21 protein-coding genes are annotated in these 17,564 nt (G+C 61.4%); 16 read left to right on the top strand and 5 right to left on the bottom strand.

Annotation, left to right across the window (positions count from 1 at the left end; translation table 11 throughout):
• Positions 1-47: 47 nt before the first annotated feature.
• From B5P46_RS04595 to trmB, 10 genes are all read left to right on the top strand, one after another.
• A complete protein-coding gene (locus tag B5P46_RS04595) occupies positions 48-476 on the top strand; it encodes a Fur family transcriptional regulator (RefSeq protein ID WP_003544875.1) in 429 nt (142 codons plus the stop codon).
• Positions 477-503: 27 nt separating this feature from the next.
• Positions 504-1,301, top strand: coding sequence for a lysophospholipid acyltransferase family protein (locus B5P46_RS04590; protein ID WP_129417688.1), 798 nt, complete (start codon positions 504-506; stop codon positions 1,299-1,301).
• Between the two features lie 49 nt (positions 1,302-1,350).
• Entirely contained in the window at positions 1,351-2,772 is a 1,422-nt protein-coding gene (gene miaB / locus B5P46_RS04585; RefSeq protein WP_129417687.1) for a tRNA (N6-isopentenyl adenosine(37)-C2)-methylthiotransferase MiaB, read from the top strand.
• Between the two features lie 18 nt (positions 2,773-2,790).
• On the top strand, positions 2,791-3,840 hold the full coding sequence (locus tag B5P46_RS04580) for a PhoH family protein (RefSeq protein WP_003544862.1): 1,050 nt from the start codon (positions 2,791-2,793) through the stop codon (positions 3,838-3,840).
• Positions 3,840-4,355: an rRNA maturation RNase YbeY gene (gene ybeY, locus B5P46_RS04575; protein WP_029873916.1), complete on the top strand. Its 516-nt coding sequence runs from the start codon at positions 3,840-3,842 to the stop codon at positions 4,353-4,355. The genes B5P46_RS04580 and ybeY overlap by 1 nt, the downstream gene beginning before the upstream one ends.
• Complete coding sequence (locus tag B5P46_RS04570) at positions 4,352-5,497, top strand: hemolysin family protein (protein ID WP_129417686.1); 1,146 nt, start codon at positions 4,352-4,354, stop codon at positions 5,495-5,497. The genes ybeY and B5P46_RS04570 overlap by 4 nt, the downstream gene beginning before the upstream one ends.
• Before the next feature lie 94 nt (positions 5,498-5,591).
• On the top strand, positions 5,592-7,196 hold the full coding sequence (gene lnt, locus B5P46_RS04565; protein ID WP_129417685.1) for an apolipoprotein N-acyltransferase: 1,605 nt from the start codon (positions 5,592-5,594) through the stop codon (positions 7,194-7,196).
• 152 nt (positions 7,197-7,348) lie between these two features.
• Positions 7,349-7,765: a helix-turn-helix domain-containing protein gene (locus tag B5P46_RS04560; RefSeq protein ID WP_129417684.1), complete on the top strand. Its 417-nt coding sequence runs from the start codon at positions 7,349-7,351 to the stop codon at positions 7,763-7,765.
• 178 nt (positions 7,766-7,943) lie between these two features.
• Positions 7,944-9,182 carry a methionine adenosyltransferase gene (gene metK, locus B5P46_RS04555; protein ID WP_003544852.1) on the top strand — a complete coding sequence of 413 codons (1,239 nt, stop codon included), beginning with the start codon at positions 7,944-7,946 and terminating at the stop codon, positions 9,180-9,182.
• Between the two features lie 8 nt (positions 9,183-9,190).
• A complete protein-coding gene (trmB, locus tag B5P46_RS04550) occupies positions 9,191-9,892 on the top strand; it encodes a tRNA (guanine(46)-N(7))-methyltransferase TrmB (protein ID WP_129417683.1) in 702 nt (233 codons plus the stop codon).
• On the opposite strand, the gene B5P46_RS04545 is transcribed toward trmB, so the two are convergent.
• Positions 9,868-10,305, bottom strand: a complete 438-nt coding sequence (locus B5P46_RS04545) for a hypothetical protein (protein WP_245456104.1) — start codon at positions 10,303-10,305, stop codon at positions 9,868-9,870. The genes trmB and B5P46_RS04545 overlap by 25 nt on opposite strands.
• Positions 10,306-10,743: 438 nt before the next feature.
• On the opposite strand from B5P46_RS04545, the gene B5P46_RS04540 reads away from it, so the two are divergent.
• A complete protein-coding gene (locus tag B5P46_RS04540) occupies positions 10,744-11,010 on the top strand; it encodes a DUF2277 domain-containing protein (RefSeq protein ID WP_129417682.1) in 267 nt (88 codons plus the stop codon).
• A gap of 101 nt (positions 11,011-11,111) precedes the next feature.
• Positions 11,112-11,600, top strand: a complete 489-nt coding sequence (locus tag B5P46_RS04535; protein ID WP_129417681.1) for a GNAT family N-acetyltransferase — start codon at positions 11,112-11,114, stop codon at positions 11,598-11,600.
• Positions 11,601-11,815: 215 nt separating this feature from the next.
• On the opposite strand, the gene B5P46_RS04530 is transcribed toward B5P46_RS04535, so the two are convergent.
• Together B5P46_RS04530 and B5P46_RS04525 are read right to left on the bottom strand one after the other, a co-directional pair.
• Positions 11,816-12,073: a DUF1150 family protein gene (locus tag B5P46_RS04530; protein ID WP_003544838.1), complete on the bottom strand. Its 258-nt coding sequence runs from the start codon at positions 12,071-12,073 to the stop codon at positions 11,816-11,818.
• 47 nt (positions 12,074-12,120) lie between these two features.
• Positions 12,121-12,546, bottom strand: coding sequence for an Hsp20 family protein (locus B5P46_RS04525; RefSeq protein ID WP_129417680.1), 426 nt, complete (start codon positions 12,544-12,546; stop codon positions 12,121-12,123).
• A 280-nt stretch (positions 12,547-12,826) separates the two neighbouring features.
• Between B5P46_RS04525 and B5P46_RS04520 the strand changes: the two genes are divergently transcribed.
• Positions 12,827-13,771, top strand: a complete 945-nt coding sequence (locus B5P46_RS04520; RefSeq protein ID WP_129417679.1) for a nucleoside hydrolase — start codon at positions 12,827-12,829, stop codon at positions 13,769-13,771.
• Positions 13,772-13,813: 42 nt separating this feature from the next.
• On the opposite strand, the gene grpE is transcribed toward B5P46_RS04520, so the two are convergent.
• The gene (gene grpE / locus B5P46_RS04515; protein ID WP_018244488.1) at positions 13,814-14,446 is read right to left on the bottom strand and encodes a nucleotide exchange factor GrpE; all 633 of its coding nucleotides are present in this window, start codon (positions 14,444-14,446) and stop codon (positions 13,814-13,816) included.
• Between the two features lie 110 nt (positions 14,447-14,556).
• On the bottom strand, positions 14,557-15,645 hold the full coding sequence (gene hrcA / locus B5P46_RS04510; protein ID WP_003556035.1) for a heat-inducible transcriptional repressor HrcA: 1,089 nt from the start codon (positions 15,643-15,645) through the stop codon (positions 14,557-14,559).
• Between the two features lie 128 nt (positions 15,646-15,773).
• On the opposite strand from hrcA, the gene rph reads away from it, so the two are divergent.
• From rph to rdgB, 3 genes are read left to right on the top strand one after another with little or no spacing between them, the layout of a single operon-like run.
• The gene (rph, locus tag B5P46_RS04505) at positions 15,774-16,493 is read left to right on the top strand and encodes a ribonuclease PH (RefSeq protein ID WP_011650181.1); all 720 of its coding nucleotides are present in this window, start codon (positions 15,774-15,776) and stop codon (positions 16,491-16,493) included.
• Entirely contained in the window at positions 16,490-16,915 is a 426-nt protein-coding gene (locus B5P46_RS04500) for a VOC family protein (protein WP_129417678.1), read from the top strand. The genes rph and B5P46_RS04500 overlap by 4 nt, the downstream gene beginning before the upstream one ends.
• On the top strand, positions 16,916-17,560 hold the full coding sequence (gene rdgB / locus B5P46_RS04495) for an RdgB/HAM1 family non-canonical purine NTP pyrophosphatase (protein ID WP_129417677.1): 645 nt from the start codon (positions 16,916-16,918) through the stop codon (positions 17,558-17,560).
• Positions 17,561-17,564 lie beyond the last annotated feature (4 nt).

Below are 17,564 nucleotides of genomic sequence, written 5' to 3'. Positions count from 1 at the left end.
AATGCCGTGCGGCGTTGTCGAAACACGAATATCTCTATAGGCCGGCGATGACTGATGTAGCCAAGACCCTTGAGGAGCTTTGCACCGAACGCGGCATGCGCATGACCGAGCAGCGCCGCGTGATCGCGCGCATCCTGGAAGACTCGGAAGACCATCCCGACGTCGAAGAACTCTACCGCCGCTCGGTGAAAGTCGATGCGAAGATCTCGATCTCGACCGTCTATCGCACCGTGAAACTGTTCGAGGATGCCGGCATTATCGCACGCCACGACTTCCGCGACGGGCGCTCGCGCTACGAAACGGTGCCGGAAGAACATCACGACCATCTCATCGACCTGAAGACCGGCACGGTCATCGAATTCCGCTCGCCGGAGATCGAGGCGCTGCAGGAGCGCATCGCCCGCGAGCACGGCTTCCGACTGGTCGACCACCGGCTGGAGCTCTACGGCGTTCCGCTGAAGAAAGAAGATCTCTGAAGCAATGGCAGCCCGGGAGACCAGCATTTGATCGCCTGGCTGCGCATCGCCTTCGCCGCGGTCGTCATCCTCGCCGTCAGCATCGTGCTCATGCCGCTGCAGGTATTGGCGCTGCGGTTCGACTGGCGGCTGCGCCGCCGGCTTCCGCGCGCCTGGCACCGGATCGTCTGCTATTGCCTCGGCATCCGCGTCCGCGTCACGGGCAAGCTGGAAAATCGCCGGCCGCTGATGCTCTGCTCCAACCATTCCTCCTGGCTGGATATCATGGTGATGTCGGCCGTTGCCGACGTCGTCTTCATCGCCAAGATCGAGGTCAGCGACTGGCCGATCTTCGGCACGCTTGCCAAGCTGCAGAAGAGCGTCTTCGTCGTGCGCGAGGAGCGGCGCAAGACCGGTCATCAGGCAAACGAGATCGCCGGGCGTATGGCAGACGGTGAGATCGTCGTGCTCTTCCCGGAAGGGACGACCTCGGACGGCAACCGGCTGCTCGAGGTCAAGTCCTCGCTGTTCGGCGCCGCGGCGATGGCGGTGCCTTATTCGCCGACGGGAACCGTCGTGGTGCAGCCGGTGGCGGTTGCCTATACCAGGGTGCACGGCATCGCCATGGGGCGCTATCACCGGCCGCTCGCCGCCTGGCCGGGTGATATCGAGCTGCTGCCGCACCTCCTCGACATCGTGCGCTGCGGCGCCATCGACGCCGAAGTTTCCTTCGGCGAGGCGGTGGATTATCGCAGTGAGACCAGCCGCAAGGAGGTGAGCGCGACGATCGCCTTGCGCATCCGCAACCTCCTGAACAGCCGCTTGCGCGGGCGGGAAATCTCCTGAAACAAGATTTCGATTTTCTCGGGCGGCAAAAACCACTAAATAGCGCGCCATGACACAGGACAGCGCCCTTCTCCAGGCCCCCGAGGCAATTCCCAGCGACAGCCTCCGAGACGGCAGCAACAGCCGCAAGGTCTTCATCAAGACCTATGGCTGTCAGATGAACGTCTACGATTCCATGCGCATGAGCGATGCGCTTGCCCGCGACGGCTATGAGCCGACTGAAGATATGGAAGAGGCGGACCTCGTTCTCCTCAATACCTGCCATATCCGCGAGAAGGCGGCCGAGAAGGTCTATTCGGCGCTCGGGCGGCTGCGCGAGATGAAAAAGAAGAAGGCGGCGGATGGCCGGGAGATGATGATCGGCGTTGCCGGCTGCGTCGCCCAGGCCGAAGGCGAGGAGATCCTGCGCCGCGCACCCGCCGTCGACGTCGTCATCGGCCCGCAGACCTATCACCGCCTGCCGGAGGCGCTGCGCCGGGCCAAACAAGGCCAGCGCGTCGTCGATACCGAATATGCGATCGAGGACAAATTCGAGCATCTGCCGATCGCCGAGAGCCGAAGGATCCGCGCCCGCGGCGTCACCGCCTTCCTGACGGTGCAGGAGGGCTGCGACAAATTCTGCACCTTCTGTGTCGTGCCCTATACACGCGGCTCGGAAGTGTCGCGGCCGGTTTCCCAGATCGTCGAGGAAGCTGAAAAGCTTGTCGACAGCGGGGTGCGCGAGATCACCCTGCTCGGGCAGAACGTCAACGCCTGGCACGGCGCCGGGAGCCAGGGCGAGGCATGGAGCCTCGGCGACCTTCTCTACCGGCTGGCCGAGATCCCCGGCCTTGCGCGGCTGCGCTATACCACAAGCCATCCGCGCGACATGGACGACCGGCTGATCAATGCCCATCGCGACCTCAGCGCGCTGATGCCCTATCTGCACCTGCCGGTGCAATCGGGCTCCGACCGCATCCTGAAAGCGATGAACCGGCGCCACACGGCGGCCGAATATCTGGCACTGATCGAGCGCATTCGCACGGTGCGGCCCGACATTGCGCTGTCGGGCGATTTCATCACCGGCTTTCCGGGGGAGACAGATGAGGATTTTAAGGATACATTGAGACTTGTGGAGGAGGTCCGTTATGCACAGGCCTTCTCGTTCAAATACTCGACACGGCCGGGCACGCCCGGCGCGGAGCTGAAGGACCAGGTGCCGGAAGAGATCAAGGCAGAACGGCTGGAACGCCTGCAAATGCTTCTCATGAAGCAGCAGCAGGAATTTGCCGAATCCTGCATCGGCAAAGAGATCGACCTGTTGCTCGAAAAGCCCGGTCGCATGCCGGAACAACTAATCGGACGTTCTCCCTGGCTTCAATCAGTGAATGTTGATGCAAAAGCATCGCAAATCGGTGACATTATTAAAGTGCGAATCACAGGGACCGGAACAAACAGCCTGTTTGCCGAACGCGCAGAGGCTGCGGTCTAACCCAAGGAGCCCGACCGCTTGAACGGACAAGAATTGGTTTCTTCTTCACCGCGCCACCCCCGCACGCCGAGCGATACCAATCACTTCGTCCTGACGTTCGAGAACAACCGGTTCGCCAGCGAGCTCTTTGGTCAATTCGACCAAAACCTCAAGCTGCTCGAGCAACGGCTGAACATCGATGCGCGGGCACGCGGCAATTCGGTCGTCATCACCGGCGATATCGTGACCACCAATCAGGCGCGGCGCACGCTCGACTATCTCTATGAAAAACTTCAGAAAGGCGGCAGCGTGGAACGATCCGACGTCGAGGGTGCAATCCGCATGGCGGTCGCTGCCGACGATCAGCTCAGCCTGCCGACCATGGAGCGCAAGGCCAAGCTGACGATGGCGCAGGTTTCCACCCGCAAGAAGACGATCATCGCCCGCACGCCAACCCAGGACGCCTATATCAGGGCGCTGGAACGCGCCGAGCTTGTCTTCGGCGTCGGCCCGGCCGGCACCGGCAAGACCTATCTCGCCGTCGCCCATGCCGCCCAGCTCTTGGAGCGCGGCGCTGTCGAAAAGATCATCCTGTCGCGCCCGGCCGTCGAGGCCGGCGAGCGCCTCGGCTTCCTGCCCGGGGACATGAAGGAAAAAGTCGATCCCTATCTTCGCCCGCTCTATGACGCACTCTATGACATGATCCCTGCCGACAAGGTCGACCGGGCGATCACCGCCGGCGTCATCGAAATCGCGCCGCTCGCCTTCATGCGCGGCCGCACGCTCGCCAATGCCGCCATCATCCTCGACGAAGCGCAGAACACGACGTCGATGCAGATGAAGATGTTCCTGACGCGTCTCGGCGAAAATGCGCGGATGATCGTCACCGGCGACCCGAGCCAGATCGATCTGCCGCGCGGCGTCAAATCCGGCCTCGTCGAGGCCTTGCAGCTTCTGAACGGCGTCGAAGGCATCTCGATCGTGCGCTTCACGGATACCGACGTCGTCCGCCACCCGCTGGTCGGGCGCATCGTCAGGGCCTATGATTCCACCTATGCCGTCGCCGAAGACGTCAGCCGGCAGGGCTAATGGCCGAACTCGACATCCAGATCAGCGTCGAGGACATCGGCTGGCCCGGCGAGGAGACGCTGCTGTCGTTTTGCGAACGCGTGCTCGGCGCAGCAGTGGTCTATCTCCGCGACAGCGAGAAGCAGCCCTTCCCGACGATGCCGCCCGAGGTTTCGCTTGTTTTCACCGACGATGCCTCGATCCAGGATATCAACGCCGAGTGGCGCGGCAAGGACAAGGCGACCAACGTGCTCTCCTTTCCGGCCTTTCCGGTTCAGCCCGGCAAGATGCCCGGCCCGATGCTCGGCGACATCATCATCGCCCGGGAGACGCTGGAGCGGGAAGCGGCCGAGCTCGAAAAGAGTTTCGACGACCACCTGACCCATCTTCTGGTGCACGGTTTCTTGCATCTTCTCGGCTACGACCATATGAATAGTGCCGAAGCCGAAATTATGGAGGGGTTGGAGACTCGCATTTTGGCGCAGCTCGGCCTATCTGATCCCTACGAGGGTCAAGACCTTAAAATGGAACCATGAGCGACTTTACGACGAAGCCGGCGGCAGACGCCAAGGACTCCGAGCCATCCTCCTCTTCGGACGAGGCAGGCAGTAGTAGTCGGCCATCCGGCCGATCACAATCCTTCTGGTCGCGCGCCGCGCGCATCCTTCGCCCGCAGCAGGGCTCGCGACTGCGCGAGGATCTCGCCGACGCGCTGATGACCGATGCGGCCGGCGACGACGCCTTTTCGCCCGACGAACGGGCGATGCTCAACAACATCCTGCGCTTTCGCGAAGTGCGCGTCGCCGACGTGATGGTGCCGCGCGCCGATATCGAGGCGGTCGACCAGAACATCACCATCGGCGAACTGATGATCCTCTTCGAGGAATCCGGCCGCTCGCGCATGCCTGTCTATGCCGATACGCTCGACGATCCGCGCGGCATGGTGCATATCCGCGACCTGCTCTCCTATGTCGCCAAGCAGGCGCGCAACAAGCGCCGCGGCCCGACGAAACCGACCGCCGTCGTGCCGGCGATCGAGGTCGCGCCCGAAAACATCCAGAAGACCACGCGTTCGGCCAAGCAGAATTTCGATCTCGCCCGCGTCGACCTGCAAAAGACGCTGGCCGAGGCCGGCATCATCCGCAAGATCCTGTTCGTGCCGCCGTCGATGCTGGCGTCCGACCTGTTGCGCCGGATGCAGGTGAACCGTACGCAGATGGCGCTCGTCATCGACGAATATGGCGGCACCGACGGGCTTGCCTCGCATGAAGACATCGTCGAAATGGTGGTCGGCGACATTGACGACGAACATGACGACGAAGAGGTGATGTTCAAGCGCGTCGCCGAGGACATGTTCATCGCCGACGCCCGCGTCGAGCTGGAAGAGATCGCCCAAGCGATCGGGCCGGATTTCGACATCAGCGAGCAAGTCGACGAGGTCGATACGCTGGGCGGCCTGATCTTCTCGGCACTCGGCCGCATCCCGGTGCGCGGCGAGGTCGTCCAGGCGCTGCCGGGCTTCGAATTCCACATCCTCGATGCCGATCCGCGCCGCATCAAGCGGCTGCGCATCACCCGCAAGCGCCACGCGATCCGCCGCCGCGCCAAGGCGGATGGCGACTCCGCTCCCGGCTCCGAGGCCGGCGACGACCGGCCGGCGGAATCGACCGCCAACTGACAGGCCCCAACTGACGGGACCCAACTAACGGGACAAGGAGCCGCTTTTTTGAAAGACTGCGAATGGGTTGATTCGCGGTTTGATGGGAGTGCGCATGGAGCGGCTTGCGGACAGGGTTATCCTCGTCTGGGGGTTCAAACGGTCGCTGCTGGCTATCGCCGCCGGGGCATTCGCGGTTCTGGCGCTGCCGCCTATCGGCTTTTTCGCGGCGATGTTCGTTTCCTTCACCCTGCTCGTCTGGCTGATCGACGGGGCGGCGGCTTCGCCTGAAAGCGGCCTGATCGGCAGGCTGTGGCCGGCGTTTGCCACCGGTTGGCTGTTCGGCTTCGGCTATTTCGTCGCCGGCCTCTGGTGGCTCGGCCATGCGCTGCTGGTCGATCAGGAAGAATTCGCCTGGGCGCTGCCGCTGGCAATCCTCGGGCTGCCGGCCTGTCTTGCGATCTTCTACGGCCTGGCGGCCGCTCTTGCCCGCATCGCCTGGTCTGATGGCATGGGGCGGATCGCCGCGCTTGCGGCAGGCTTCGGGCTGATGGAATGGCTTCGAAGCGTGATCCTCACCGGCTTTCCCTGGAACGCCATCGGCTACGGCATCATGCCGGTTCCGCTGATGATGCAGTCGGCGCATGTGATCGGGGCGATGGGCGTGACGGCCCTTGCCGTCTTCGTCTTTTCTGCGCCTGCCCTTGCCGGGACGCGGCAAGGGGCACGGACGGGCATCGCGCTCGCCGTCCTGCTATTTGCTGCCCATCTCGGTTATGGCGCTTATGCTCTCCATCTCGCGCCGCGGCCGGACACATTGCCTGAGGACAAGCGGCAGGTGGTGCGGCTGGTGCAGCCGGCGATCGACCAGACAGAGAAAATGGATAACGACGTCGACCGCGCCGCGATCTTCGAGACGCATTTGAAACTCTCGGCCGAAGCGCCGAAGAATGGCGGGCGCAAGCCCGATATCATCGTCTGGCCAGAAACGTCGATCCCCTTCATCCTGACCGACAATCAGGATGCGCTGACGCGGATTGCCGATACGCTCGACGACAATCAGATCCTGATCGCCGGCGCCGTACGCGCCGAGGAGATGGGACCAGGCACGCCGCCGCGCTACTATAATTCCATCTACGTGATCGATGGCCGCGGGCAGATCATCGCCGCGTCCGACAAGGTGCATCTGGTGCCCTTCGGCGAATATCTGCCCTTCGAGGACGTGCTCACCGAATTCGGCATCCAGAACGTCGTCGAGATTCCGGGCGGCTTTTCGGCCGCGGCAAGCCGGCACTTGCTGACGCTGCCCGGCGGGCTCAATCTCTATCCGCTGATCTGCTACGAGATCATTTTTCCCGGCGAAATGACCGGTGACATAAAAGACGCCAACGCGATCCTCAATATCACCAATGATGCCTGGTTCGGCTCGACGCCCGGCCCCTACCAGCATTTCCAGCAAGCGCGCGTGCGGGCTGTTGAAACCGGCCTGCCGCTGATTCGCGACGCCAATAGCGGCATTTCAGCGCTGGTGAATGCGCATGGGGAAATTATTGCGGGCCTCGATCTTGGAGAAACAGGCTTCGTCGATGCAACGCTCGATAGCATCAGCGATGGAGTCGGAACGACATTCCCCCGGCAAACATACTTCTGGTTGACCGAGGCGCTGCTGATTTTGATTGCGCTAATTTCTCGCAGAGGTTTTATTTCCGGGTTGAATTGACCAAAAACCCCTAAAATTGCATAGTGATGTCAATCGGCGTTCTTAACGTATGTTTGAAGGCGGGTTCCTCACCGCTTGCAACGTGGCGTTTTGGGATGGATCAGGGGCATGCCGGTTAGAAACAGGTTGAAATTCTTAGCTAGGGCACGACCATGATTGAAAACAAGAAGAAGCCAAATCCGATCGACATCCATGTTGGCAGCCGTATTCGCCTCCGCCGTACAATGCTGGGCATGAGCCAGGAAAAGCTTGGTGAAAGCCTTGGCATCACCTTCCAGCAGATCCAGAAATACGAAAAGGGCACCAACCGCGTCGGCGCAAGCCGCCTGCAGAATATCTCGAACATCCTCAATGTTCCGGTGTCGTTTTTCTTCGAGGACGCGCCCGGCGAACATTCCGGTGCCGGCGGCGGCATGGAAGCCTCCAGCTCGAATTACGTCGTCGATTTCCTGTCGTCCTCGGAAGGACTGCAGCTCAATCGCGCCTTCGTCAAGATTTCCGATCCCAAGGTTCGCCGCAAGGTCGTGGAGCTGGTGAAAGCCCTGGCCGCTGAAGCCGACGCCGACTGAACCAAGACCAGCGCAGAATTCGAAAGGCGGTCGAAAGGCCGCCTTTTTTGCGTTTTTGGGGCAAAATTTGTCACTTTGCCGCGGATATAAAGATATATTTATGTCCTTCTGCGCTTGTCATCGGCCCTCGAACTGAGTACCTACTAGCTGGCTTTTATTCTTTGAGGGGAATCCCGAAATGCGCGCGAATTATCTCTTTACCAGCGAGTCTGTTGCCGAAGGTCATCCGGACAAGGTCTGTGACCGCATCTCCGACGAGATCGTCGATCTGGTCTACCGCGAAGCGGCCAAGACCGGCGTCAATCCGTGGGGCGTGCGCATTGCCTGCGAAACGCTGGCGACGACCAACCGCGTCGTCATCGCCGGCGAGGTCCGCCTACCGCCGAGCCTGATGAAGAAGGACAAGGACGGCAAGGACGTCATCAATCCTTCAAAGTTCAAGGCCGCCGCCCGCCGCGCCATCAAGGATATCGGCTACGAGCAGGACGGCTTCCACTGGAAGAAGGCAAAGATCGACGTGCTCTTGCACTCGCAGTCGGCCGACATCGCGCAGGGCGTCGACAGCGCCGCCGACCAGCAGGGCGACGAGGGCGCCGGCGACCAGGGCATCATGTTCGGTTATGCCTGCCGCGAAACGCCGGACCTGATGCCGGCCCCGATCTATTATTCCCACAAGATCCTGCAGCTGCTCGCAGTTGCCCGCAAGAAGGGCGACGGCGAAGTCGCCAAGCTCGGCCCCGACGCCAAGAGCCAGGTGACCGTGCGTTACGTCGACGGCAAGCCGTCGGAAGCAACCTCGATCGTGCTTTCGACCCAGCATCTCGACGAGAGCTGGGATTCGAAGAAGGTCCGCGCCGTCGTCGAGCCCTATATCCGCGAAGCGCTCGGCGAGCTGAAGATCGCCGACGATTGCAAGTGGTACATCAACCCGACCGGCAAGTTCGTCATCGGCGGACCGGACGGCGATGCGGGCCTGACCGGCCGCAAGATCATCGTCGACACCTACGGCGGTGCCGCTCCGCATGGCGGCGGCGCATTCTCCGGCAAGGACACGACGAAGGTCGACCGTTCGGCCGCCTATGCCGCCCGCTATCTTGCCAAGAACGTCGTCGCCGCCGGCCTTGCCGATCGCTGCACGATCCAGATCTCCTACGCGATCGGCGTCGCCCAGCCGCTGTCGATCTATGTCGACCTGCACGGCACCGGCAAGGTCACCGAGGATCAGATCGAAGCGGCTATCCGCAAGAACATGGACCTTTCGCCGACCGGTATCCGCCGCCATCTCGATCTCAACAAACCGATCTATGCCAAGACCTCTGCTTATGGCCATTTCGGCCGCAAAGCCGGCCGCGACGGCTCGTTCTCCTGGGAGCGTACCGACCTCGTGAAGGCGCTCAAGGAAAGCGTGAAGGCCTGAGATAAAGCATGACGGATATGGAACGCCGCGGCCGGGCGACCGAAGCCTTCTTCGGTCGTCGCAAGGGCAAGGCCCTGCGCGAACAGCAGGCCGAGACGCTGAACAGTCTGTTGCCGGCATTCCTGATCGATCTTGCAGCGGCTCCGCCGGAGCCGCTGACATCCCTCTTCGCGGTTCCTGTCGAGAGATTGCGGCTGGAAATCGGTTTCGGCGGCGGCGAGCACCTGATCCACCGCGCGTTGGAAGCGCCTTCGACCGGCTTCATCGGCGTTGAACCCTTCGTCAACTCCATGCAGAAGCTGCTGTCGCGCATCGGCGAGACGGGCGCCTCCAATATCCGCGTCTATAATGACGACGCGACGCAGCTGCTCGACTGGCTGCCGGACGGCTCACTCGATCAGATCGACCTGCTTTATCCCGATCCCTGGCCGAAACGGAAGCACTGGAAGCGGCGGTTCGTCTCGCAAACCAATCTCGACCGCTTTCATCGCGTGCTGAAACCCGGCGGCCGGTTCTGCTTTGCCTCCGACATCGATACCTATGTGAACTGGACGCTGATCAAATGTCGCGGCCATGGCGGTTTCGACTGGATGGCCGACAATGCAGCGGATTGGCTGACCCCCTATGAGGGCTGGCCGAGCACACGTTACGAGGCCAAGGCGCGGCGCGAGGGCCGGTCTTCGGCCTATCTGACATTCAGGAAAGTCTGAGGCTGCCGGCAAGTCGGCGAACGCGCCCATGATGTTCCTCGGCGCGAGCAATCGCGTGGGACGCTGGCCTGACGGATTTCCGTGCCGAAGGACGGCCTACCGCGTTTAGCCGTGGTTGGAGCCGATGGATATACGGTCAGATAGCTGGTTGGAACGCGATCGCTGGCCACCCCTGGGCCTTCCATCTCTGCTGGGTCATAGAACAGACCGCTTTCCGCGTCGTAAAGCATGAAGTGATCCCCCTGAACGTGGACGATGGCGACCCCCTGGATATCGCTCCATCGACTGGTTTTGATCGGGGCTTCGATAGACAATCCGATCGCCGCTAACACGCCGCAAAGATCGTTCCAGGTTGTATAATGCGCCGATTTATCGCCCCAATCGATCATGGCTGCCACATCGTCGTAGCTCATGCCGGTGAGCATCTGCAGGACAAAGACCCCGCATCCATCGTCTCTCGGGCATTGTGTGTGAAATGGAAATCGATTTGGCTGCGATTGGTTCAATGCAAGCTCCTTTCGTCGCCGGCCATGAACAAGCCAACGCGGAATACAGGCACTCGTCTGTAGCATGAAAAGGCACCCGTCTCGAACAGATGACCGCTATTGGCGGCGTAAACGAGACGTCGCCCCACGGCAGCTTCTGATGAAGAGACGCGTTCAGATTTCAGATCGATTGATCTGAAATCATCCGGCTCTAGAGCCGACAACAGACCGGACTGAACGAGCTGCGCCCTCACTTGCGGCGCGCAGAGTTCCGCCGAGGGACCGGTTGCCATTAGCGCTCACGCGACTATTTTCTGTGCTGGCCACCCTCCTCTCAAATGGAGAGACAATGACCGGGAGCAAGTCATGTGCCGAAATATAAAACCCCTGTTCAATTTCGATCCGCCAGCGACGGACGACGAGGTCCACGATGCCGCGCTCCAGTTCGTGCGCAAGGTGAGCGGAACGACCAAACCGTCGAAGCGCAACGAGGTCGCATTCGAGCGCGCGGTCAGTTCGATCGCGTCATGCGCCCGTGAGTTGCTCGATTCGCTGGAAACGTCTCAACCTCCTCGTGATCGCGAAGAGGTAGCGGCAAAGGCCCGCGCGAGAACGGCGGTCCGGTTCGCGTAAGAGAGCCCGTCACGCGCAGGAGATCTCAATCAAGCCTCGAGTGACCTACCTGACGGCTTTCGGCCCATACTCACCGTCGCACAATCTGCTAGAGTGATCTCATGTTCGCGACCAATCCGTACGAGTTTCGCAGAGCAACCCTGGATGATCTGGCTCTACTGAAGGCGTGGCGGTCGAACCCGCATGTCCTGGAATGGTGGGGTTCTGGTGAGCCGTATGGTGAAGCAGAACTGGTTGATCCTCGGGTGGCTCGCTGGATCATTTCAATGAACCAACGGCCATTTGCGTTCTTACAGGACTACACGGTCCACGGATGGGAAGATCACCATTTTGCCGGCCTTCCCAAAGGGTCGCGGGGAATTGATCAATATATCGGAGACCCCGAAATGGTCGGCGTTGGACATGGTTCAGCGTTTATCGGAATGAGGATGCAGGCTCTTTTCGATGAGGGCGCACCTGTGATCGCGACCGATCCGCATCCAGACAATGAACGGGCGATAGCCGTCTATAAGAAGTTGGGGTTCGAACCTTCTGGACCACCCCAAGAGACCGGATGGGGTTTGATCTTACCAATGCTGGCGACGCGGTAAGCAGAATGGATGCAACGGCAGCAAAGTCTGCATAGTTGCTATAGCTCTATAAGGCTGGTGCAGTTGCTGCCGAATCCTGGAATTTTCAACGTCATCGCACATAAGGCGTCGAAAGAGCTACGCGCATATGCCGCGACATCCGTCCCGACCGCAGTGAAATCGAATAGAGCGACCGCGCACCGCAAGCAGTGAAACGCGACAGACGGTCTTGACGGTCAGTGCAGGCTGACCGTCTTCAATTCGTCCTCGGCAGCCTTGAAAAAGGTGCTGGAGCGGTTGTCCGTCAAAAGGATCGGCGTGCCGTCGGCGCCGAAGAGTGCCCAGAGATCGACGTTCGGATCGATATCCGGCGCCTCGGGAAAGCACTTGGCGACCTCATCGGTCCGCATTTTTCTGATATAGGCGACCTCGCCGTTGCCGATGTGGGCAAGCTCGGATTTGGTCAAGTGAGACGTGGCTTCTTTCATCAACATTCCTGTTCCTCCGGGAGAAGGGACCAACGGTTCGACAAACCGTTGTGCTACTGTGAGACCGAAATGTTAATTTTCTTGACCATGCGCGCGGGTTCCGGACGAATTAGATCGACGGAGAGCAGACCGTTCTTCAGGGCCGCGCCCATCACCTGCATGCCGTCGGCAAGAACGAAAGTACGCTGGAACTGACGGGCGGCGATACCGCGATAAAGATAGTCCCGTTCACCCTGTTCGACCTGGCGGCCGCGGATCAGAAGCTGGTTCTCCTCAATAGAAACATCGAGTTCCTCCTCGCTGAAACCGGCCACGGCAAGGGTGATGCGCAGACGTTCCGGCGCACCGGTGTCGGCGGCGATGCGTTCGATATTATAAGGCGGATATCCGTCACTCGCCTTGGAAATGCGCTCCAGCGTCTTTTCCATGGCATCGAAGCCTAAAAGCAGCGGGCTGGCGAAAGGGGTAATGCGGCTCATCTCTTTTCAAGTCCTTGATGCAAGCGACCATCCCGGACCTTAACGGCAGCATCCGGATGCCGCTAATATGGGGAGAGGAGCCCGGCGCTGCAAGGCATCGGACGCGACGTGCCGGTGTCACCTCTCGATTTTAAGGCGATGGCGTCAGGCTCTTTCCTTGACAAAGCGCCTGACGCCATCGCATCAAAACATGCCCGCGCGGATTGTGCTGATTTGTGACGGGACGTGAAGAAATCGGTGCATGCCCGATAACGCGCAGTGCGAGGATGGAACGATCGGAATGGCAAGCGCAAGAAAGATCATCATCGACACGGATCCCGGCCAGGATGACGCGGCCGCCATCATGCTTGCCTTCGGCAGCCCTGATGAGCTGGAGGTTCTGGGGATCACGACGGTCGCCGGCAATGTGCCGCTTTCGCTGACCAGCCGCAATGCGCGCATCGTCTGCGAGCTCTGCGGCCGGACGGAGACGAAGGTTTTCGCCGGCGCCGACACGCCGATCGTCCGCAAGCTGGTAACCGCCGAACATGTGCACGGCAAGACCGGCCTCGACGGTCCTGATCTCAGCGAGCCGACGATGGCGCTGCAGCCCGGCCATGCCGTCGACTTCATCATCGAGACGCTGCGCCGCGAGCCGGAAGGCACGGTGACGCTGTGTACGCTCGGGCCGCTCACCAATATCGGCATGGCCTTGCAGAAGGCGCCCGACATCGTCCCCCGCATCCGCGAACTGGTGATGATGGGCGGCGGCTTCTTCGAGGGCGGCAACATCACGCCGGCGGCCGAATTCAACATCTATGTCGACCCGGATGCGGCCGATATCGTCTTCCGCTCAGGCGTTCCGATCGTGATGATGCCGCTTGACGTGACGCATCAATTGCTGACCCGCAAGGACCGGGTGAAGCGCATGGCCGAGATCGGCACGGCGCCGGCAAAGGCCATGGTCGAGATGCTGGAATTCTTCGAACGCTTCGACATCGAGAAATACGGCTCCGACGGCGGGCCGCTGCACGACCCGACCGTTGTCGCCTACCTGCTGAAGCCGGAACTTTTCAAGGGCCGGGACTGCAACGTCGAGATCGAGGTCCAGTCCGAACTTACCGTCGGCATGACGGTCGTCGACTGGTGGCATGTGACCGAGCGCAAGCGCAATGCGAAGGTCATGCGCCATGTCGATGCGGACGGCTTCTTCGATCTGCTGATCGAACGCTTCGCCCGCATCTGAAGCTTTGGTTCCCTTCCTCCCTGAGCAGGAAGGGAAACGACCTTAAGCGTCTTTCTCGTCGAAGACGGAATTGGTTTCGGCTTCGGCCGGCTTCGGGCCGCCCTTGGCAACGCCGACCATGGCCGGGCGCAGCACGCGCTCGCCGATGGTGAAGCCTGCCTGCACGACCTGGACGACCGTGTTGTTCGGCACGTCCGGGTTCGGCACCTCGAACATCGCCTGATGGAAATTCGGATCGAACTTCTGGCCAACCGGCTCCAGCTTGCGAACGCCGTGGCGCTCGAGAGCCGACAGCATGGCACGCTCGGTCATCTCGACACCCTCGATCAGCGTGCTCAGGCCGGCATCGGCAGCAGCCTTGGTCTCCGGAGAGATGGCATCAAGGGCGCGGCGCAGATTGTCGGAGACGGCGAGCATGTCGCGCGCGAAACCCGCGACGGAATAGGACTTGGCGTCCTTCACCTCGCGCTCGGTGCGCCGGCGCAGATTGTCCATCTCGGCAGCAAGGCGCAGATAACGGTCGCGCAGTTCGCCGTTTTCGGCTTTCAGAAGCTCGATCGGGTCCGGCTGGGCGGGCTCTTGCTGCGCAGTTTCGTTCTCGACGTAGGCGGCAGCGTCGGCTGCGGCATCGGCCGCAGTTGCGTCAGGTCCGTTTTTCGTCGTGTCATCGGTCATGACGGTCTCCGGTTGGTGTCTTCAGATGCGCCCGATATCGAGGTTTGACCGAAAAAAATCAAGTCTGCGTGACAAAGAAGCGAAAATTCCGCGCACTTGGTAGCTGCGCGTCAAAGCTGATTGCGCGAAAGGCGGGAGACGAGCTGGGCTGTATAATCCACCATCGGCACGATGCGGGAATAATTGAGGCGCGTCGGGCCGATGACGCCGACGGCACCGACGATGCGATCGTCGTCGTCACGATAGGGCGCGACGATGAGCGACGAGCCGGACAGCGAGAAGAGCTTGTTTTCCGAACCGATGAAAATGCGCACGCCCGAACCGCTTTCGGCGAGATTGAGGATCTCGATCAGGCTGTCCTTCTTCTCGAGATCGTCGAACAGCAGGCGCAACCGGTCGAGGTCCTCGGCGCCGGCGAGACCTTCGAGCAGGTTGGCGCGGCCGCGGATGATCAGCTGCGTCGGCTTTCCCTCGTCCGGGCTCCCGGCCCAGACAGCAATGCCGCGCTCGACCAGATCGCGCGACAGGGCATCGAGCTCGTGACGGACGTCGTCCTTCAACCGGCTTAATTGTTTGCGAAGCTCAGGCAGGGTCTGGCCGGACATATGGGCATTGAGAAAATTCGCCGCCTCGGTCAGCTGTGAGGAGGTGACGCCCGCCGGCAGCTCGATGATGCGGTTTTCCACCTGATCGTGATCGCCGACGAGCACGGCCAGCGCCTTTGTCGGTTCGAGCCGGATGAACTCGACATGTTTCAGCACCGGATCGCTTTTCGAGGTGATGACGAGGCCGGCGCCGCGCGAAATGCCTGACAACATGCGGCTTGCCTCGTTCATCATCGATTCGACGGGATTGCCGCCGCTTTCGGCCCGCACCTGGCGGTCGATGTTGGCGCGTTCCTCGGCGGAGAGATCGCCGACCTGCATGAAGGCATCGACGAAGAAGCGCAGGCCGATCTGGGTCGGCAACCGACCGGCGCTGACATGCGGCGAATAGATCAGGCCGAGCTCTTCGAGATCGCTCATGACGTTGCGCACCGAGGCCGGCGACAGCGACATCGGCAGGATACGGGACAGGTTGCGCGAACCGAGCGGCTCGCCGCTTTCCAGATAACCTTCGACGATGCGACGAAAAATTTCCCTGGAGCGCTCGTCCAGCGCAGCTACGGCATCCGAAACCGACGTCGACCTGATGCCCATGAAGCTTTCGAACCCGTGCTGATGATACTTCCCGAAAAGTAAGTCAAACTAACACCCGTGGCAAAAGGGAATTTGCAAATGAGCGCCGCCAATCGTAGAAGCGGTCAAATAAACCCCAGGAGATAAGAATGCGGCCTTCAGGCAGAAAAATCGACCAGATGCGCAAGGTCTCGTTCGAGCGCAATTTTTCCAAGCATGCGGAAGGCTCCTGCCTGGTGAAGTTCGGCGATACGCATGTGCTCTGCACGGCGAGCCTCGAAGAAAAGACGCCGCCATGGCTGCGCAATACCGGCAAGGGCTGGGTCACGGCCGAATACGGCATGCTGCCGCGGGCGACCGGCGAACGCATGAAGCGCGAAGCCGCCGCCGGCAAGCAGGGCGGCCGCACCCAGGAAATCCAGCGGCTGATCGGCCGGTCGCTGCGCGCCGTCGTCGACCTGCAGGCGCTCGGCGAACGGCAGATCACGCTCGATTGCGACGTCATCCAGGCCGATGGCGGCACGCGGACAGCCTCGATCACCGGCGGCTGGATCGCGCTTTACGACTGCCTGAAATGGATGGAAAGCCGCAACATGATCAAGGTCGACCGGGTCCTGAAGGATCATGTCGCCGCTATCTCCTGCGGTATCTTCGCCAGCCAGCCGGTGATCGATCTCGATTACCTCGAGGATTCCTCGGCCGAGACCGATGCGAACTTCGTCATGACGGGCACCGGCGGGATCGTCGAGATTCAGGGCACGGCCGAAGGCACGCCGTTCAGCGAGGGCGAATTCACCTCGCTGATGCAGCTTGCCAGAAACGGCATCGGCGAACTCGTGGCGCTGCAGAAGCAAGCCGTCGAAGGATGAACCCCATGCTGGAAGGCATGTTGGAAACGGCGCTCTATGCGCGGGATCTCGACCAGGCCGAGACGTTTTACGAAGACGTTCTCGGGCTTGAAAAGATCGCCCGCGCCGCCAACCGGCATGTCTTCTTCCGCTGCGGGCCGGGCGTTCTCCTGGTCTTCAACCCTAAGGAAACGGTGAAGCCGCCGGCGCCTGAAGCACTGCAGGTGCCGCCGCACGGCACGAGCGGCCAGGGCCATGCCTGTTTCCGGGTGTCTGGACGCAATATCGATGCCATGGCCGAACGGCTGACGGCGGCCGGTGTCGCGATCGAGTCCGAAGTGCACTGGCCGAATGGCGGCCGCTCGATCTATTTCCGCGATCCGGCCGGCAACAGCCTGGAATGCGCGGAGGCTAAAATCTGGGGCATCGAACAGGATATCTGAATGCGCAAGCTTGAAACGAAGACCATCGTCGTCGCCAGCCACAATGCCGGCAAGATCCGCGAGATCCAGGAATTGATCGGGCCGCTCGGCTTCACCGCCAAGTCGGCCGCCGAGCTGAACTTCGTCGAACCGGATGAGACCGGCACGAGCTTCGAGGAGAATGCGACGATCAAGGCGGTCGCCTCGGCCAATGCCGCTGGCATGCCGGCGCTTTCGGACGATTCCGGGCTGGTGGTCGATGCACTCGGCGGCGATCCCGGTGTCTACACCGCCAATTGGGCGGAAAGGGCGGACGGCACGCGCGATTTCGACATGGCGATGGCCAAGGTGGAAAAGGCGCTGCAGGATGCCGGCGCGACAAAGCCGGAACAGCGCACGGCGCGTTTCATCAGCGTGCTCTGCCTCGCCTGGCCGGATGGGCATACGGAGCTGTTCCGCGGCGAGGTGGAAGGCAGCGTCGTCTGGCCGCCGCGCGGCACGCAGGGCTTCGGCTACGACCCGGTCTTCCAGCCTGAGGGCTACGACATCACCTTCGGCGAAATGAGCGGCGAGGAAAAACACGGCTGGAACGTCGGCAAGCCGCAAGCGCTGTCGCACCGGGCCCGCGCCTTCAAACTCTTTGTTGAAACCTGCCTGGAGGCATAAGGTC

This window comes from Rhizobium leguminosarum (genome assembly GCF_004123835.1).
GTDB lineage: Bacteria > Pseudomonadota > Alphaproteobacteria > Rhizobiales > Rhizobiaceae > Rhizobium > Rhizobium leguminosarum_M.
The sequence above is the reverse complement of the archived record's forward strand: the minus strand, read 5'-3'. Positions and strand labels throughout refer to the sequence as shown.